This window comes from Arcticibacter eurypsychrophilus (genome assembly GCF_001730525.1).
GTDB classification, from domain to species: Bacteria; Bacteroidota; Bacteroidia; order Sphingobacteriales; family Sphingobacteriaceae; genus Arcticibacter; species Arcticibacter eurypsychrophilus.
Map to the genome: position 1 here is coordinate 88,412 of NZ_MDFN01000006.1, position 18,018 is coordinate 106,429.

Here is an 18,018-nt window from a genome sequence, read left to right on the forward strand (position 1 = left end):
ATGAAAACTTTTTACATTATTGACTTTGACAGCACCTTTACTCAGGTAGAGGCATTAGATGAACTGGTCCGGATCTCTTTAAGTCATCACCCCGACCGGGAAGAAATCTATAAAAAGATAGCAGATTTGACTAATGCTGCGATGGAAGGACGATTATCATTTAGAGAAAGTCTGACTGCCCGTGTTCAGTTGCTCCATGCAAATGAAGAGCACTTGAAGAAGCTGGTTAGTGTTTTAAAGAAAAAAGTGTCGGCTTCTTTCTCCCGTAACCGGGCATTCTTTAGAAAACATGCTGATGAAATACTAATTGTTTCCGGAGGCTTTAAAGAATTTATCACCCCTGTTGTACTCCCTTTTCATATCAAGAAAGAGAATATTTATGCTAATACGTTCACTTATGACGAAAAGGGCAACATCACGGGATATGATCAGGATAATCCACTCTCACAGGAAGGTGGCAAAGTGATTCTCCTGAAGCAATTACAATTGGAAGGTAATATTTTCGGGATCGGGGATGGACATTCAGACCTGCAGCTTAAAGAATCAGGTTTGATTCAAAAGTTTTATGCTTTTACGGAGAACATCTCCAGGCAGAGTATCCTTGAAAAAGCAGATCATATTACGCCTAGCTTTGATGAGTTTTTATATGTGAACAAACTTCCCCAGGCGATATCTTACCCTAAAAACCGGATCTTGTGTCTTATTGTAGGCGCGGTTCCTGAAGAAGCTATTCTGGCGTTGAAGAAGGATGGATTTTCTATTCGTCATAAAGAAACTTTTGAAGAAAAATATATCGGGGATGTAGGCATGTTGCTGCTTGCCGATGGGGAGAAAGTAAGTGATGCGAATTTATTGGAGGCTGTAAAGTTGAAAACTATTGGTTATCTGGGTAACAGCAGGCATAAATTGTCGCATGACATTGCTACAGAAATGGGCATCGTTATTTTTGATGATCATAAAATGAATCCAAGGAATGCGAAGTTTATTCCTAAAAGAATGTCTGATTTTATTAATAAAGGGGATACTTATTTAAGCTCTAATTTCCCTAGTCTGCAACTTCCTAAAGTGGGCAACGCACACCGGTTAATTCATATTCATAAGAATTTACCTGGAATTATGGCTCAGATTAACCAGGTATACGCCAATCATAATATCAATATCTCGAGTCAGTTTTTGATGACCAATGCACAGATTGGCTATGCGATTACGGACGTAAGCATTCGGTATGATAAACATGTGCTGACGGAATTAAAGGAAATTGAACATACCATCAAGTTCAGGATCCTGTACTAAAATATGCTGATTTTATAGGAAATTACCTATATTAGGGTCAAAAAGACCCTTTTTTGCCTTATTTTAACTATGAATACTATTTAAAAACCAGTAAGTTTGTATATAGTAACATTAAATTAATACTTGTCGTGATTGATACGCTAGATATAAAAATTACCAAAACAGCTACTTCCAGAATAGATGAAGTAGATTTCTCAAACCTGTCTTTTGGAAAAACATTTTCTGATCACATGTTTGTTGCCGACTATGAGGGTGGTGAATGGAAGAATTTTCAAATCGTTCCTTATGGTGAAATGTCTTTCAGTCCTGCCATGTCTGTTCTACATTATGGCCAAGCTTTCTTTGAAGGCCTGAAGGCTTATAAATATGATGATGGAACTGTCGCTTTATTCCGCCCTTATAAAAACGCAGATCGTTTTAACAAATCGGCTGCACGACTTTGTTCACCGGAATTGCCAAGAGATATTTTTGTTCAAAGTATTGCTGCATTAGTTGATCTGGATAAGGCATGGATTCCTGAAACTCCCGGGGACTCGTTATACATACGTCCTTTTATGTTTTCTACAGATCCTTATCTGGGTGTTTCTCCATCTAAAACATATAAATTTATTGTGCTGACAGGTCCTGTAGGGTCTTACTTTTCTAAGCCTTTGAATGTTAAAATAGAAACTAAATATTCACGTTCAAGTGAAGGCGGTTTCGGATTTGCAAAAGCTGCGGGTAATTATGCAGGATCTTTGTTGCCTGCACAGGAAGCATTGAAAGAAGGTTACGATCAGTTGATCTGGACCGATGGAAAGGATCATGCGTACATTGAAGAATTGGGTGCAGCTAATGTTATTTTTGTGATAGATGGTGTAGTGGTTACGCCTTCAACCAGAGATACCATACTGGAAGGAATCACCAGAGATACGATCCTGACACTGGCCCGTCATTGGGGTATGCCGGTTGAAGAACGCCGCGTATCCGTAAAGGAAGTGATTGAAACTTTGAAAGAAGGTAAAATGACTGAAGCGTTTGGTGTGGGTACTGCTGCTACGATTACGCCTATTGCATCCATTTCACTAAACGGAGAAAAATATACCTTGCCGGAACAGAGTCCTGCTGATTTTTCTAATAAAGCATTAAAGACACTTAATGAGATCAGATATGGCCATAAGGCTGATGAGTTTGATTGGAACTATACAGTATAAATGAATTTGGTTTGCGGACAGGCATTATTGAGTGCCTGACTGCAAACTATCTTTTGGGGCTACATCTGGCTCTTTTTTCTCCTGATCTTTTGCTTTTTCTAATTCTTTCTCAGCCCTTTTTAATTTGCGCTTCTCCTGGCGTTCTATTTTATTTTCTTTACGTCTTTCCTTGAGTGCCTCAATACTGAATTTAACATCATTGATAATTCCGGATACCCTTCTACTGATCTTTTTAATATTCTGCTCTCTTTCTTTACTGATTCCTACACTGCCTTTCACTCCTTCCAATAAACTTTTTACATAGAATTTAAAAAAAGCAAAACTTGCGGGTCTTTTAAAGTATATACTTCCGACAGTAAACTTATTGTCTTTCTTAACTGGATTAGATTCATTCAGGACAAATCTATTGGCTATGCCCGACACGAGACCTTGTTTTTTAACCTCACCTGTTTCGGCATCTTTTTTCATAAGTTCAATATTCAGATTAGTGTAGTAGAACCTTACACTGCCTCGGGCCGCATTTTGATTTGCCGTCATATTAAACTGCATTTTACGAATGTTTAGCGATCTGATATGAACCATAGCTAGTGGATCTGTAATTCGATTCAGGCTTGTGCCGTTCATTGCCCCTAGAGTTCCGGTTGAACTAAATGCTCCTGCTTTGTCGGTTAGGTTAAAATCAAAAGTGACATATAGATTCGCTTTACTCATGAACAAGGTGGAAAGCCTGGCCCTCATAAATTTATTTTTGGCCAGTGCTTTTGCATCGTTGGTTACATTGTAGATGCTACCGCGTGTATTTGCAAAGTTAACGACTCCTGTTCTTCTGGTAACCCGGTTGTATTCATTATATGATATATTAATCCGCCTTAATTGCAGGGTGTCGATCTTTAAGTCAAGCGCCAGTTTTTGCAACTGCTGATGTGGGAACTTACCAGTCTTGTTAGATGGCCGTTTCGGAAAAGCATTCGTATTATAGATGGAAACCTTTCCATCAGCAAGAATCAGTCTTCCTGCATAAAACCGCTGTTCCCTATTGAGTTGATCCAGATCTATATTAGTCACGACGATTTGATTAAAGCTAATATCGAACCTGTCTTTAGACTTACCTACTCTTCTATAGAAAACAGGTATCGTATATCTGGGCTGCATTTGTGCACCATTTAAGACCAACTTTCTTTGCAAAGTTGAAAACTTTAAGGTCTTAAACTTTAAAAAGTATAAACTATCAGGTGTTGCTATTTTGTAATCTTTCAATTCGATATCCACGTTTTTAGTGTGGTAGAATCTATTTTTATCATTTTCGGATAGGGAATCGATCAACAGATCGTTCACATTCAGATTAAGGTTCTTTATAGCTGTTGTTTTACTTTTTTTATTACTGTTATTGATAAATGTAAAATCAATTTCCTTTAATTGTATTTCGTCAACGCGCACTTCTTTAAGTGCTTTTGAGATCATTTGATAAAGGGTCTTCTTCTTGACTGTATCCGCCACTTTATTATAAGGCTGTCTCTTATTGGTGATAATCATCTTAGGCTGATCAATAATAATGCTATTGATATTCAGCTTTTTGCTATCATATAACCTGCTGGGATGAAACCTGACCAAATCAAAACTCTCCACTTGAAGGTTATATAGATTATCGGGTGCTCTCTTTAGACGTTCCAGTTCTTTATACCTGGCAGTGTCTGGGATTAACTTTAAGTTTTTCAAAGAAGCGTTTCCGGTTAAAAGATTGATTTTCAATCCGGAGTATTCCACCCTGTACAGACTGTCGGATGAATCAAGGACAAGTTGTTTAATCTGGGCATCTAAAAGAGGCTTCCATTTGTTGCTTAAATACCAGGCAATGCCTCCTAAAATGAGGAATAGCACCAAAATGATGATCAGTATCCACTTCCAAAAATTAAGAAAGAATCTAATAAAAGAGGCCATAAGTTATAGATAAACCATAGGTATGTCAGCTTGTTTCATTTGCCGCTAAAATTATTCGAAACTATCAATTAAGGCCTGTCACAATGTCATAATTAGAATAAATAGTTACTACATTTGCAGTCTTATTTAATAAAATATGTATAATCTGGAGACAAGCGTTAAAGATCATGATGAGTCTAGACAAGGTGAAGCGCTGATTCTGGAGGCTAACACGGAGAAAAACAATGGCAGGAAACTGTATATTGAAAGTTACGGTTGTGCAATGAATTTTTCAGATAGTGAGATCGTTGCTTCCATTATGACTAATATGGGATTTGAAACAACCTCTGACTATAAAGAAGCAGATGTAATTTTCATAAATACATGCTCCATTAGGGAGAATGCAGAGGTAAGAGTAAGAAACAGGCTGAAAGAGTTCGGTGCTGTAAAAAACAAAAAGCCGGGAATGATGGTAGGGGTTTTAGGCTGTATGGCTGAACGACTAAAATCTAAATTCCTGGAAGAGGAGAAACTGGTTGATTTGGTGATTGGTCCTGATGCCTATCGTGATCTGCCGGGTCTGATCGATCAGGTTGATGATGGCAACAGAGCAGTAAATGTGTTGCTTTCCAGGGAAGAAACGTATGCGGATATTAGTCCGGTGCGCTTAAATTCCAATGGAATTACAGCCTTCATCTCGATCATGAGAGGCTGCGACAATATGTGTTCCTTCTGTGTGGTTCCCTTTACCAGAGGCAGGGAGCGGAGTCGTGATGCACATTCTATTGTAAATGAAGCGATAGATTTATATGCTCATGGCTATAAAGAGGTTACGTTACTGGGCCAGAATGTGGATTCGTATAAATGGGAATCAGAAGATAAACTGGAACGAGTAAATTTTGCCAGTCTTTTGGAGCTGGTAGCTAATATAGGACCGGATTTAAGGGTTCGCTTTTCTACTTCTCATCCAAAGGATATAACGGATGAGGTTTTATACACCATGGCGAAGTATGATAATATTTGCAAGTACATCCATCTGCCTGTTCAATCGGGCAGTTCAAGGGTACTTGATATTATGAACCGTACGTATGATCGGGAATGGTACATGGAACGGGTACAAAGTATTCGGAGGATTATGCCGGATTGCGCCATATCAACAGACGTCATCATTGGATTCTGTACGGAAACGGAAGAAGAACATGCGGAAACACTGAGTATGATGGAGTATGTAAAATATGATTTTGCCTATATGTTTATGTACTCTGAGCGTCCCGGAACTTTAGCGGCAAAACGGTTTACAGATGATATAACGGAAGAGGTTAAAAAGCGTAGGTTTAATGAGGTGATTAGTTTGCAGCAAAAACACTCGCATGAGCGTTTACTGGAACAACTTGGACAAACCCAACGCATTTTGATAGAGAACTTCTCTAAAAAATCGAAGCTCGATTACTCTGGAAGAAATGACAAAAACGCCACCGTTGTATTCCCTGTTGATGCGCGTTATCAACCCGGTGAATATGTGGATGTGTTGATTGAACGATGTACTCCGGCTACTTTAATCGGCAGAATTATTTAATTACTTTAGACTAAATGGATACTCAGGACATAAAAAACCGGTATGGTATTATAGGGAGTTCCCCGCTGCTCAACCGGGCTATTGACATTGCCTCACAGGTAGCCCCTACAGATATTTCTGTGTTGATTACTGGTGAAAGTGGAAGTGGAAAGGAGGTTTTCTCGCATATTATTCATCAAATGAGTGCGCGTAAACACGGTCCCTTTATTGCCGTAAATTGTGGGGCGATACCGGAAGGGACGATTGATTCGGAACTCTTCGGCCATGAAAAAGGATCTTTTACCGGAGCGCATGAAGCGCGTAAGGGTTATTTTGAAGTAGTAAACGGCGGCACCATTTTCCTTGATGAGGTTGCTGAACTTCCTTTAGGAACACAGGCCAGACTACTACGAATTCTGGAATCGGGCGAATATTTGCGCGTGGGATCATCTAAAGTGCAAAAAACAGACGTCCGTGTGGTCGCGGCTACGAATATGGATGTTTACGATGCCGTTAGAAACGGAAAGTTCAGGGAAGATCTTTATTACAGATTAAGCACTGTTCCTTTGAAAATACCTCCTCTAAGAGAACGTAAGGAAGATATTTATTTGTTATTTCGTAAATTCATTGCTGACTTTACGCATAAGTATAGAAGTCCCTCTGTACAACTTGACGGAGATGCTCAGCATATTCTGACCAACTACAGCTGGCCTGGAAATGTACGCCAGCTTAAGAATGTGGCTGAACAAATTGCTGTCCTCGAGAAGGATCGCAATCTGAACGGACAGAGTATCTTGCAGTATATTCCTCAGGAATCGGGAAATAATTTACCTATGCGCATCAAAAGAGACACAAAGGATGATTTTTCCGAAAGGGATATTTTATACAAAGTGCTCTTTGATATGAAGCGGGATATGGTGGAGTTGAAGAAACTGGTAGCTGAAATTATTCAGAATGGTGGCAACTCAGGTTCTATGGCAGAAAACCATCAGATTGTTAAGCAGTTATATCAGGATACAGAGTTTCCAACCATGGCGCCTGCTGTCCCGCTTATGCTGCATAATATAGAAAACGATAAAAAATCAGAGTACAACTATGTCCCTCATTCGGAAGAGGTGGAAGAATCCCTTTCACTGATCGACAAAGAATCTGATCTGATTAAAAAAGCCTTGAAGAAACACAAAGGAAAACGTAAACTTGCAGCGCATGAGCTAGGGATTTCTGAAAGGACCCTTTACCGCAAAATAAAAGAGTTAAACCTGAGTTAAGTAACGCAATGAACGTCATTTCAAAAAAAGTTTTCTGGATTCTTATTCCTTTCGTATTGCTGACCCAATCTTGCGGAATTTACAGCTTTACCGGGGCATCTATACCTGCGGCCATGAAAACAGTATCGGTGCAGTTTTTTGAAAACAATGCGCCTCTGGTTATTCCAAACCTGAGTCAGCAGTTTACAGAAGCTTTAAAAGCACGGATACGTAATCAATCGAGCTTAAGTATAGAACGCGACAACGCAGACGGCAACTTTGAAGGCAGGATTACGGATTATAGTATAAAACCGGTTGCCGTGACCGGTAGTGAGATCGCGGAGGCCACCCGGATATCCATCACGATAAGTGTTAAATTTACGAATGCACTTGATACAGAGCTCAGCTTTGAACAATCCTTTACGCGCTTTACCGAAGTAAAAGGAAGTAATGTGCAGTCACAGGAACAAGCGCAGATCTTATTAATTAATGCAATGTTGACAGAGGATATTTTCAACAGGGCTTTTGCGAACTGGTAAGAAGGGTATAAATTTTTAAAATATTAATGTGAGAAAACTTCAGGCATCAGGCAACAGGGAATTTATTAAATTTCTATCTCCCTCCGATAATTGGACAGATGCGGATAAAGCGGCATTGAAATACCTTGTTTTAAAGTTTCCGTACTGTCAGCCGCTGCATTTTGCTAATGCTTCTGCCTTGCGGACGGAGAGTAAGGATACGTATGACAGTTATTTGAAAAGGGCTTCTGTATATGCGCCCAAGCGGGATATCTTACATCGTTTTATCAATGAGCCTCAATATTTCCAGACTGACATTGATCTTTCGGAGGGTATTGAAGAAACCATAGTTACTGAAGTAATGGTTTCAGAAGAAGTCGAACCTGCTTTACCTGAGCCCGAAGAATCGCTGATTGAGACAGTCACTCCGGAATCAGAGTCCCTGGCAGTGGAAGAAGAACAGCTCGGCCAGGAAGAACCAGCAGTCTTAACGGATCTGGAATTAACGGAATCGATTGAAACAGTTGTTCCTGATTCAGAAACACTTACAGTAGAAACAGAAACAACCAAAACGAAGAGTGATGATACGCTAGCTCTTCAAAGTGTAGCTTCATCCGATTATTTCAGGTTTAATCAATCCCGACTGGACCCACTGCAACCAGAAGAAAAAAAGGAAACAGAAGAAGTATCGCGATATGACGACGATACGATGCCCAATACTTTTTTATGGTGGCTACATAAGACCAGGAAAGAATATGAACGCGATTTTCAGCCTTATGCACCCAAGCCGGCAGTTAAGACCAATCAGATACCGGCAAAGTCACCACAATTAAATCAGCAGATCATTGAAAACATTTTCCATATTCAGCCTGAACTGAACACCATTCAAGCTGTAGCATTGCCTCCAACTGTAGAGTTTGAGCTGCGTAAAAAGGAAACGAAGATTATTGAGAACTTCATTAAAGAAGAGCCTCAGATTAACCCACCTTCGATGGCTAAGGTGGATACTGAAAACAAAGCCAGAAAGAGTTCGGAGGACAAGCTTGACCTTGTTTCGGAGACATTAGCGCAGATTTACGTTGATCAGATGCTTTTTGATAAAGCAATTGAGACCTACAAGAAATTAAGTTTGAAATATCCGGATAAAAGTCTTTACTTTGCAAGCCAAATTCAGCATTTGGAAAAGAAAATTTAGCTAATCACAAATATCATGTTTTACGTTATTATTATTATTTCCATCATTATTTGCTTTCTTCTAGGATTGATTATTTTAATTCAGGAACCAAAAGGCGGAGGCTTAACATCAGGTTTTTCGGGATCCAATAACATTATGGGTGTTCAGAAAACAGGTGATTTTTTGGAAAAAGGAACATGGATACTTACTATTACCTTAATGGTGTTGGTATTATTCACGAATGTGATTATCCCTAAGGGCGCAAATCAAAGCAAGGCGGCTCAGGAGATTCAAAACCAGATTAATAAAGGAACTAATGCTCCTGTAACTGCACCTTTAGCGCCGGCAGCACTTCCTGGTTTAAAATCAGACACATCAAAATAAAAAATATTTTCGCAGATAAAGCCGCCTGTAATCCAGGCGGCTTTTTTGTTTCTAAGAAATTGTTCCTTATTATTTGAAGCCCTGACAATCACTGACAGCATGACACCGTTTAGTTCTTTGGCATAGAAACTGTCTCTTTGTAAGCAAAACTAATATTCATAAAAATGGCACTAAATATTAAACCAATCGCAGATAGAGTAGTAGTTGAGGCTGCTCCTGCTGAAGAAAAAACAGCATCTGGTATTTATATTCCGGATACAGCTAAAGAAAAACCGCAGAGAGGTACTGTAGTTGCAGTTGGTGATGGTAAAGTAGACGAACCTTTGACCGTTAAAGTTGGAGATGAAGTTTTATATGGCAAATACGCCGGTACAGAAATTACCCATGAAGGTAAAGAGTATTTGATCATGCGTGAATCAGACATTTACGCCATAATATAATCATCTAATTAAATTTTAAAAATTTCAATTAAAAATGGCAAAACAGGTTAAATACAATGTTGAAGCACGCGACGCCCTCAAAAGAGGTGTTGATACGTTAGCGAATGCAGTAAAAGTTACATTAGGCCCTAAGGGACGGAACGTAATTATTGATAAAAAATTCGGCTCACCAGTAATCACTAAAGATGGTGTTACTGTAGCCAAAGAGATTGATTTAAAAGATCCTCTTGAAAATATGGGTGCTCAAATGGTTAAGGAAGTGGCTTCTAAAACTGCAGACATTGCAGGTGACGGAACTACAACTGCTACTGTTTTAGCTCAGGCTATTGTTAGTGCGGGTATTAAAAACGTAGCTGCAGGTGCTAACCCAATGGACCTTAAACGTGGTATCGACAAAGCGGTTGCTGCTGTTGTTGCTAACTTAAAGGAACAATCACAGACTGTTGGTGAAGACAACAACAAAATCAAACAAGTTGCGTCTATCTCTGCAAATAATGATGAGATCATCGGCTCTTTAATTGCTGAAGCTATGGCTAAGGTAGGAAAAGACGGCGTTATCACTGTTGAAGAAGCAAAGGGTACTGAAACTGAAGTGAAGACAGTTGAAGGTATGCAATTTGACCGTGGTTATCTTTCTCCCTATTTTGTTACTAATACAGACAAAATGGAAGTGGAATTAGAAAACCCTTACATCCTGATCTACGATAAGAAAATCAGCAGCATGAAAGAATTGCTTCCTGTTCTTGAAAAACAAGTTCAGACTGGCAAACCTTTATTAATCATTGCTGAAGATTTAGACGGCGAAGCTCTAGCTACATTGGTAGTGAATAAGATTCGTGGTTCTTTAAAGGTTGCTGCAGTGAAGGCTCCAGGATTTGGAGATCGTCGTAAAGCAATGCTTGAAGATATCGCTGTTTTAACAGGAGGTATCGTTATTTCTGAAGAAAGAGGGTACAAGCTTGAAAATGCTGACCTTACTTACTTAGGACAGGCAGAAAAGATTTTGATCGACAAAGACAATACGACTATCATTAACGGAGCTGGAAACAGTGACGATATTAAAGCGCGTGTTAGTCAGATTAAATCTCAGATTGAAAGCACTACTTCAGATTACGATCGCGAAAAATTACAGGAACGTCTGGCTAAATTATCTGGCGGTGTTGCTGTTCTTTATGTAGGTGCTGCTTCTGAAATTGAAATGAAAGAAAAGAAAGACCGTGTTGATGATGCATTGCATGCAACTCGTGCAGCTGTTGAAGAAGGTATCGTTGCCGGTGGTGGTGTTGCATTCATTCGTGCAGTTGAAGCTTTAGCTAATCTTAAAGGTGCTAATGAAGATGAAAATACAGGTATCCAGATAATTCGCCGTGCTATTGAAGAGCCTCTTCGTCAAATCTGCGAGAATGCAGGTATCGAAGGTTCTATCGTAGTTCAGAGAGTAAAAGAAGGAACTGCAGATTTCGGATATAACGCACGTACTGACGTTTACGAAAACTTAATTGGTGCTGGTGTAATTGATCCTACTAAGGTAGGTCGTGTTGCATTAGAGAACGCTGCTTCTATTGCTGCGATGCTGTTAACTACAGAAGTTGTACTTGCTGATGACCCAGAAGATGAAAAGGGTGGCGGTGGTATGCCTCCTATGGGTGGCGGTATGGGCGGAATGATGTAGTCCACAATTCCATATATAAAAATAAAGCCCTGTAGCAAATTGCTACAGGGCTTTATTTTTATATGACTAATTACTTAACAGAAAACTTATATACTGTTGTGGTCTTGTAGGTATCACCAGGACTCAATACAGTAGAAGGAAATGCAGTTTGATTTGGAGAATCAGGGAAATGTTGTGTTTCCAGACAAAATGCGGTTCTGAAATTATCCTTGAAGCCTTGTTTAAGGGAATGCGAACCATCAAGGAAATTACCACCATAGAATTGTACACCTGGCTCATTGGTAAGCACTTCCATGACAATACCTGATTTATCACCCACTGCTGTAGCAATTACATCGAGGCCTGCTGATTTCTTCATGGCATGAACAAAGTTGTGATCATAACCTTTACCGTACTTCAGCTGAACATTATCGTCATCTATTCTAGATCCGATAGCAGTTGGTTTTGTGAAATCGAAAGGAGTTCCTGCCACCTTTTCTATCTTACCCGTAGGGATTAGTGTAGAATCAACCGGTGTATATGAATCGGCATTGATTTGTAAAAGGTGCTCGTTGATTGATCCGCTACCTATACCGTTTAAATTAAAGAACGAATGGTTGGTTAAATTTAATACAGTTTTTTTGTCAGTTGTAGCTAGATAATCAATTTTGATTTCGTTATCATCTGTAAGTGTATAAGTTACTTTTACAGTTAGGTTACCTGGATAACCTTCTTCGCCGTCTTTAGATACATAATTTAATTCCAGTTGGTTTTCGCCGATTGGCTTAGCATCCCAGATTACTCTTGAGAAGCCACCAGGTCCACCATGAAGATGATTAGGGCTATTATTAGTTGCTAGTGTATACTCCTTAGCATCTAAGGTAAACTTGCCCTTAGCGATACGGTTTCCATAGCGGCCAATCGTTGCTCCAAAATAGGTATCTCCTCCTTTGGTGTAATCGTCTACATTGTCAAAGCCGTTTACGACATCTAACATCTTTCCGTTTTTATCCGGCATTATTAAACTAACCAGACGGCCACCGTAATTTGTAATTGCGGCCTGTACATTGTTCTTATTCTTTAAAATAAAAAGATCGGTTTTTTTTCCATCCATAGTTTTTTCGAATGATTCTTTTGCGGGGATTGCTACCTCCAGGCTATCAGACTTACCTGTTGTTGTTTGTTTTGTTCCTGAATTTGTGCAGGCACCTAGGCTCAATAAACAGGCTGCATAGAGCCATGGGGTTTTTAGTTGGATCTTCATTTCTAATAATATGATTTAATTTAGTTTGGCTCAAATTTAACTTTTAAACATCTAACAGAAAGAATATTAATTTTAAATAAGGTGCATATGGAATACATCGGCTATTTTCTCTTTCAGGATATGCTTTACTTCTTCGACAGGTACGGCATGTCCCAATTCGCGGGCAATAGAGGTAACATCTTTGTCGTCAATACCACAGGGAACTATATTTTTGAAATAATTTAAATCCGTATTAACATTAAATGCAAATCCATGCATGGTTACCCACCTGCTGCACCTGACACCCATGGCACAGATCTTTCTGGCTTTTTCATTGTCAGGATCAATCCAAACACCTGTATATCCAGGGTACCGGCCTCCTTTTATATTATACTCAGCAAGGGTTAAAATCACGGCTTCTTCGAGCGTCCGGAGATAAAGATGGATATCCGTAAAGAAATTATCCAGGTCAAGAATGGGGTACCCTACAAGTTGTCCCGGGCCATGATAGGTAATGTCTCCTCCCCTGTTGATCTTATAATAGGAGGCTTGTTTGTCAATAAGGCCCTGATCATCAAGAAGTAGATTTTCTTGTTTGCCGCTCTTTCCTAAGGTATAGACATGTGGGTGTTCCACAAAAACAAGATAATTTGATGTCGGAAATGTAGTATTATTATCGCGATTTGCTAGTTTGGAAGCAACAATAGCTGAAAAGAGATTTTCCTGTCTATCCCATGCTTCCTGATAATCTATTAACCCCCAGTCCTGAAAGTTTACATTCTGATTTTTCATTAGAATAATTTATTTGTTGATCAAATGAAGCGACTATTCATTTGGGGGTACTTGTCTTCTTTTTTACGAGAACGGGCATGACCTCCTATCTGCTGATTTTTTTTATTTATTAAATTGGTTTTGCCTAGAGCTTATATCCGGCGGCATAACCGATCATATAGTCATCAAATGCCTCAAAGCAGACCTCTAATTGCTTTTCTTCTTCCACCTCCAAGGTCGTTATAAAACTACCTTTAGTCGCATATTGAAAAGGTTTGATGTGAATATGATCTTTGAAAGATACGTTTCCCTGCCCATTCAATTTATATACAGCTTCCTTAGCGCACCAGCAAATGTATAAATGAGGGATGGTGTGGTTTGGATCAATAAATTCAAGTTCAGTGGGGGACATGAATTTATTTGCCACTCGTATAATTTTACTTTTAACGAGTTCAATGTCTATGCCTACCGGTTTATCCTTACTAATCATAACTGCGGCATAATCAAAAGAATGGCTGAACGATATATGATGAGGCAAATTAGCCAGGTAAGGTTTTCCATGTTCGTCTACCCGACAGTCAATATATTCGTCTGTATTCAGCATTTGGCGTAATAATACCCTTGTGCTTAACCAATGGAGATTTCTTTTTCCATTGTTCAAACCTTCCAAATAGGTACGCTCTGTATCATTCAGCTGTAGTCTGGAGAATAAATCTTCTGCTGTTTCTTCGATTTTCCATACTGCAAAACATGTTTTGGCATCAATTTCCTTTTGATAAGCTAACCCCATTATTTGATTCTATTTGCGTTTGTTGAAAACAATACAATATTAAGATAATCAGCCTCAATAATGATATGACAAGTATTAAAATTACTGTAAATTCTAAATTATACCTAATTTCGGCCCAAAGTATTCAGCATTATGATCCTATCCGATAAGCGAATTTTAGAAGAAATAGAAAAGGGAACCATCATTATTGAGCCCTTTGAAAGAGATTGTTTAGGTACAAATTCATATGATGTTCATTTAGGCAAGTATTTAGCTACCTACAATAATCGGGTCCTTGATGCACGTGAGCATAATGAGATCACTCATTTTGAAATTCCCAGAGATGGCTTTATTCTGCAAACAGATACATTATATCTTGGAGTTACATTAGAATATACGGAGACGCATCAGCATGTTCCTTTTTTAGAAGGGAAATCGAGTACAGGGCGACTTGGGATAGATATTCATGCTACCGCAGGAAAGGGAGACGTTGGCTTTTGCAATACCTGGACTCTAGAAATATCGGTTACACAACCCGTAAAAATATACCCGGGGATGCCTATTGGCCAGTTGATTTATTTTGTAGTGGAGGGAGAAATTGAGACCCTGTATAACTCGAAAGGAGACGCTAAATATAGTCGTAAAACCACCCGTCCGGTTGAGAGTATGATGTGGAAAAATACATTTTAATTTTCAATGTTTCACTTATAAGGCGCTTTTTATTAGTAAATTAGTATTCCCTTATGAACTTGTACTAATGAGACGTTTTCACTTCCTTATCCTTGCTGTTTTTATTTGCTCTGCTTATAGTTTTAGCATTAAAACTGATGATGATCCGCTGAATAAAATCATTGCAAAAATTGATAAAATCTTAAATGATCATCCCCAGGAGAAGGTACATATTCATACCGACAAACCGTATTATGTGGCCGGGGATACCATCTGGTTTAAGGCTTATATTGTTAATGCCAGACAGAACAGATTATCAGCACTTAGTCAAATCCTCTATGTTGATCTCATAAATGAAAAAGATTCATTAGAAAAAGCACTTCGTTTACCGGTTGTGTCCGGATTGGCCTTAGGAGAGTTCACCTTATTAGATTCATTGCCAGAGGGCAACTACAGGTTAAGAGCCTATACGAACTGGATGCGTAATTTTGGAGAAGAGTATTATTTTGATAAAATAATACGGGTTGGAAGCTCCTACACCAATCAGGTATTCAGCACGGTTAGCTATACCTATTCTACTGTGGGAACCAATGAAGAGGTCAGCGCAAATATTGTCTATACGGATAACCAGGGACAAGCTATCTCTGGGAAAGAAGTAAGATATATGGTGGAGCTGGATAACCGCAACGTGGCGCGAGGCAAGGGGACAACAGACCGTGAAGGTAAATTAGTTGTCAAGTTCAGCAACAAGCAACCCTTCCTTCTGAAAGCGGGTAAAATTACGACTACGCTTGAACTGGCAAATAACCGCTTTAAGATAAAAACATTCGTCATTAAATCAACTAATGCACAGGTTGATGTTCAGTTTTTCCCTGAGGGGGGGCAGCTCATAAATGGCATTCGGGGGCGAGTGGCATTTAAGGCCGTTGGATCTGATGGATTGAGCCGGCCACTTTCGGGCACGATAACGGATAATGAAAATAAAGTTATAACAAATTTCAAATCGCCGCATGCAGGTATGGGAGCATTTCTTTTTACTCCGAATGCGGGAAAAACATATACGGCCAAGGTTACTTTTGAGGACGGTTCACAAAAAAGTTTTGTACTCCCTGCTGCAATTTCATCCGGATATTCCTTAATTGTAAACAATTCTGACGAAGAAGAAATAAATATCCGGATATCCTCAAGTCCTGATCTTATCGGTTCCGGATCAGTTACCCTTATTGCTCAGGCGAATGAAGAGGTCCTGTTTGTAGGCAGAAACACTTTGAATAAATCGACTATCGCAGCCAGTATTCCTAAAAATAGGTTTCCTACTGGAATTGTGCGATTAACTGTATTCTCCGCTGCTTATGTACCTGTTGCTGAGCGCCTGCTGTTTGTAAGACATGCACCTGCACTAAAAATGGATATCGTAAATAATAAGACAAGTTATACGCAAAGGGAAAAAGTAAATATGTCTATCTCTGTGAAAGACACTTTGGACAAACCTGTTCAGGGTGTATTTTCTGTGGCAGTAGTTAATGAAACAAAGGTTCCATCGAAAGAAGAAGATGAGACTACCATCCTATCTAATTTATTGTTGTCGTCTGATTTGAAAGGTTACATTGAAAAACCCAATTATTATTTTACAGATTTAACTGACACAAAAGATCAGGAGCTGGATATCCTGATGATGACTCAGGGCTGGAGCCGATTTACGTGGCAAAACACAATGAATGGAACCTTTCCGCCGATTACATTTAAACCGGAGAAAAGCATATCCATTAGTGGGACAGTTACAAATTATGGCAAAAAGCCTGTGGAAGGTAGTAAAGTATTGATCCTTGCCTCAAATGGGAGTGGTATAATATTGGACACCGTTACCGGAGCAGACGGAAGATTTAATTTTGATAACCTGCAGTTTAATGACAGCACCCGTTTTGTTGTTCAGGCTAGAACCTCAAAAAACAAAAAGAATGTAGATATTGAGATAGATCGCGTTCCTGGTCAATTGGTCACAAAAAGCAAAAATAGTCCCGATGTGGAAATCAATATAAATGCAACCCTACTTTCTTATCTAAAAGTTCGTCGCGCTGAGTCTGATGAATTGCGAAAAAGAGGTTTGCTCCGGAGGAAAATTTTACTTGACGAGGTGATTGTATCGGAAAAAAAAGCGCGTGTAAAGAATTCAAGTAATCTAAATGGCGCAGGAAATGCGGATGCAGTTATTCTCGCTGACCACTTACAAAATTGCGTTTCGCTAGACCAATGTCTCCAGGGATTAGTCGCTGGTGTAATTATTCAAGGAGGAATCGCTTATTCAACAAGGAGCATGGGAACACCTATGCAGCTCATTCTAGATGGAATGTACGTAGAGCCGGATTTTCTTACTTCGTTAAACCCGCAAGATATAGAATCGATTGAGGTACTGAGAACAATTGGCAATACCGCTATTTATGGCACGCGTGGTGGCGGTGGAGTATTAGTGATTAATACCAAACGAGGAGATTCGAATTATTCATACCGTAGTTTTGCTCCTGGTATCATTACCTATAATCCGCAAGGATATTCTATTGGGCGCCAATTTTACTCACCAAATTATGCAAATCCTAAAATCAATACTACAATTCCTGATTTAAGATCCACTATTTTATGGGTTCCAAATATCATTACTGATTCATTAGGAAAGGCAACGATCAATTATTTTACTGCTGATGATCCTGGAGAATATAAAGTTACGGTAGAGGGAATGGATACCAATGGTGGTCTACTACGCCAAATTTACAGGTTCATTGTGAAGTAGGGTTTAGTATTCCCATCTATTTAAACATATTGTATTTCCCAAAACAGGGTAAATTATTTAAATTTGTCTTCTATGAAAATTCATTTTGCAGGAACAGAAACTGAAACTGAGACATTTTCTCTTGAAGAAGTTTTATCTAGTTTGAAAATAAGTAATAAGCTCATCTTATGGAATGACGAAGTCAATACTTTTGAACATGTAATTTATTGCCTGGTTAAATATCTGGATTATTCAGAAAATCAGGCTGAAAGGATTGCGCAGACTGTACATACTAAGGGTAAGTGCGCTATTCTTGAAGGTTCCTTTACAGAAGTGGAAGTTTACCGTAAAATCCTTCAACAACAAGGCTTAACAGTGAGCATCGAGTAATAAAATAGTTACTATAAACTATTACTAAAATAATCACCTT

Annotated in this window: 16 protein-coding genes; 12 read left to right on the plus strand and 4 right to left on the minus strand. The window is 39.0% G+C overall.

Translation table 11 applies throughout. The features are described from left to right. Both BFL47_RS05015 and BFL47_RS05020 read left to right on the plus strand, forming a co-directional pair. Positions 1–1,293, plus strand: a complete 1,293-nt coding sequence (locus tag BFL47_RS05015) for an HAD-IB family phosphatase (protein ID WP_069658751.1) — start codon at positions 1–3, stop codon at positions 1,291–1,293. A 128-nt stretch (positions 1,294–1,421) separates the two neighbouring features. Next, a complete protein-coding gene (locus BFL47_RS05020; RefSeq protein ID WP_069658752.1) occupies positions 1,422–2,486 on the plus strand; it encodes a branched-chain amino acid aminotransferase in 1,065 nt (354 codons plus the stop codon). Between the two features lie 24 nt (positions 2,487–2,510). Here the strand turns inward: BFL47_RS05020 and BFL47_RS05025 are convergent, their stop codons facing one another. After that, positions 2,511–4,424, minus strand: a complete 1,914-nt coding sequence (locus BFL47_RS05025; protein ID WP_069658709.1) for a hypothetical protein — start codon at positions 4,422–4,424, stop codon at positions 2,511–2,513. A gap of 136 nt (positions 4,425–4,560) precedes the next feature. On the opposite strand from BFL47_RS05025, the gene miaB reads away from it, so the two are divergent. The 7 genes from miaB (at position 4,561) to groL (ending at position 11,393) form a co-directional block, all read left to right on the plus strand. Continuing rightward, positions 4,561–5,979, plus strand: coding sequence for a tRNA (N6-isopentenyl adenosine(37)-C2)-methylthiotransferase MiaB (gene miaB, locus BFL47_RS05030; RefSeq protein ID WP_069658710.1), 1,419 nt, complete (start codon positions 4,561–4,563; stop codon positions 5,977–5,979). 14 nt (positions 5,980–5,993) lie between these two features. Next, positions 5,994–7,226, plus strand: coding sequence for a sigma-54 interaction domain-containing protein (locus BFL47_RS05035; protein WP_069658711.1), 1,233 nt, complete (start codon positions 5,994–5,996; stop codon positions 7,224–7,226). 8 nt (positions 7,227–7,234) lie between these two features. Continuing rightward, complete coding sequence (locus BFL47_RS05040) at positions 7,235–7,744, plus strand: LptE family protein (protein ID WP_069658712.1); 510 nt, start codon at positions 7,235–7,237, stop codon at positions 7,742–7,744. A 28-nt stretch (positions 7,745–7,772) separates the two neighbouring features. Then, positions 7,773–8,918 carry a hypothetical protein gene (locus BFL47_RS05045; RefSeq protein ID WP_069658713.1) on the plus strand — a complete coding sequence of 382 codons (1,146 nt, stop codon included), beginning with the start codon at positions 7,773–7,775 and terminating at the stop codon, positions 8,916–8,918. A 15-nt stretch (positions 8,919–8,933) separates the two neighbouring features. Next, on the plus strand, positions 8,934–9,281 hold the full coding sequence (gene secG / locus BFL47_RS05050) for a preprotein translocase subunit SecG (protein ID WP_069658714.1): 348 nt from the start codon (positions 8,934–8,936) through the stop codon (positions 9,279–9,281). A gap of 164 nt (positions 9,282–9,445) precedes the next feature. Next, positions 9,446–9,721: a co-chaperone GroES gene (locus tag BFL47_RS05055; protein WP_069658715.1), complete on the plus strand. Its 276-nt coding sequence runs from the start codon at positions 9,446–9,448 to the stop codon at positions 9,719–9,721. 34 nt (positions 9,722–9,755) lie between these two features. Then, positions 9,756–11,393 (plus strand): chaperonin GroEL, encoded by a 1,638-nt coding sequence (groL, locus tag BFL47_RS05060; protein WP_069658716.1) that lies wholly within the window; start codon positions 9,756–9,758, stop codon positions 11,391–11,393. A 70-nt stretch (positions 11,394–11,463) separates the two neighbouring features. On the opposite strand, the gene BFL47_RS05065 is transcribed toward groL, so the two are convergent. The 3 genes from BFL47_RS05065 to BFL47_RS05075 form a co-directional block, all read right to left on the minus strand. Then, positions 11,464–12,636, minus strand: a complete 1,173-nt coding sequence (locus tag BFL47_RS05065; protein WP_069658717.1) for an aldose epimerase family protein — start codon at positions 12,634–12,636, stop codon at positions 11,464–11,466. Positions 12,637–12,708: 72 nt separating this feature from the next. Next, positions 12,709–13,407: a lipoyl(octanoyl) transferase LipB gene (gene lipB, locus BFL47_RS05070; RefSeq protein WP_069658718.1), complete on the minus strand. Its 699-nt coding sequence runs from the start codon at positions 13,405–13,407 to the stop codon at positions 12,709–12,711. 124 nt (positions 13,408–13,531) lie between these two features. Further along, positions 13,532–14,176, minus strand: a complete 645-nt coding sequence (locus tag BFL47_RS05075; protein ID WP_069658719.1) for a 4'-phosphopantetheinyl transferase family protein — start codon at positions 14,174–14,176, stop codon at positions 13,532–13,534. Positions 14,177–14,308: 132 nt separating this feature from the next. On the opposite strand from BFL47_RS05075, the gene dcd reads away from it, so the two are divergent. The 3 genes from dcd to BFL47_RS05090 all read left to right on the plus strand — a co-directional run bounded on the left by dcd (position 14,309) and on the right by BFL47_RS05090 (position 17,978). Next, positions 14,309–14,845: a dCTP deaminase gene (gene dcd / locus BFL47_RS05080; protein ID WP_069658720.1), complete on the plus strand. Its 537-nt coding sequence runs from the start codon at positions 14,309–14,311 to the stop codon at positions 14,843–14,845. Positions 14,846–14,912: 67 nt separating this feature from the next. After that, positions 14,913–17,609 (plus strand): TonB-dependent receptor plug domain-containing protein, encoded by a 2,697-nt coding sequence (locus BFL47_RS05085; RefSeq protein ID WP_069658721.1) that lies wholly within the window; start codon positions 14,913–14,915, stop codon positions 17,607–17,609. 72 nt (positions 17,610–17,681) lie between these two features. Further along, positions 17,682–17,978: an ATP-dependent Clp protease adaptor ClpS gene (locus tag BFL47_RS05090; RefSeq protein WP_069658722.1), complete on the plus strand. Its 297-nt coding sequence runs from the start codon at positions 17,682–17,684 to the stop codon at positions 17,976–17,978. Positions 17,979–18,018: the final 40 nt, after the last annotated feature.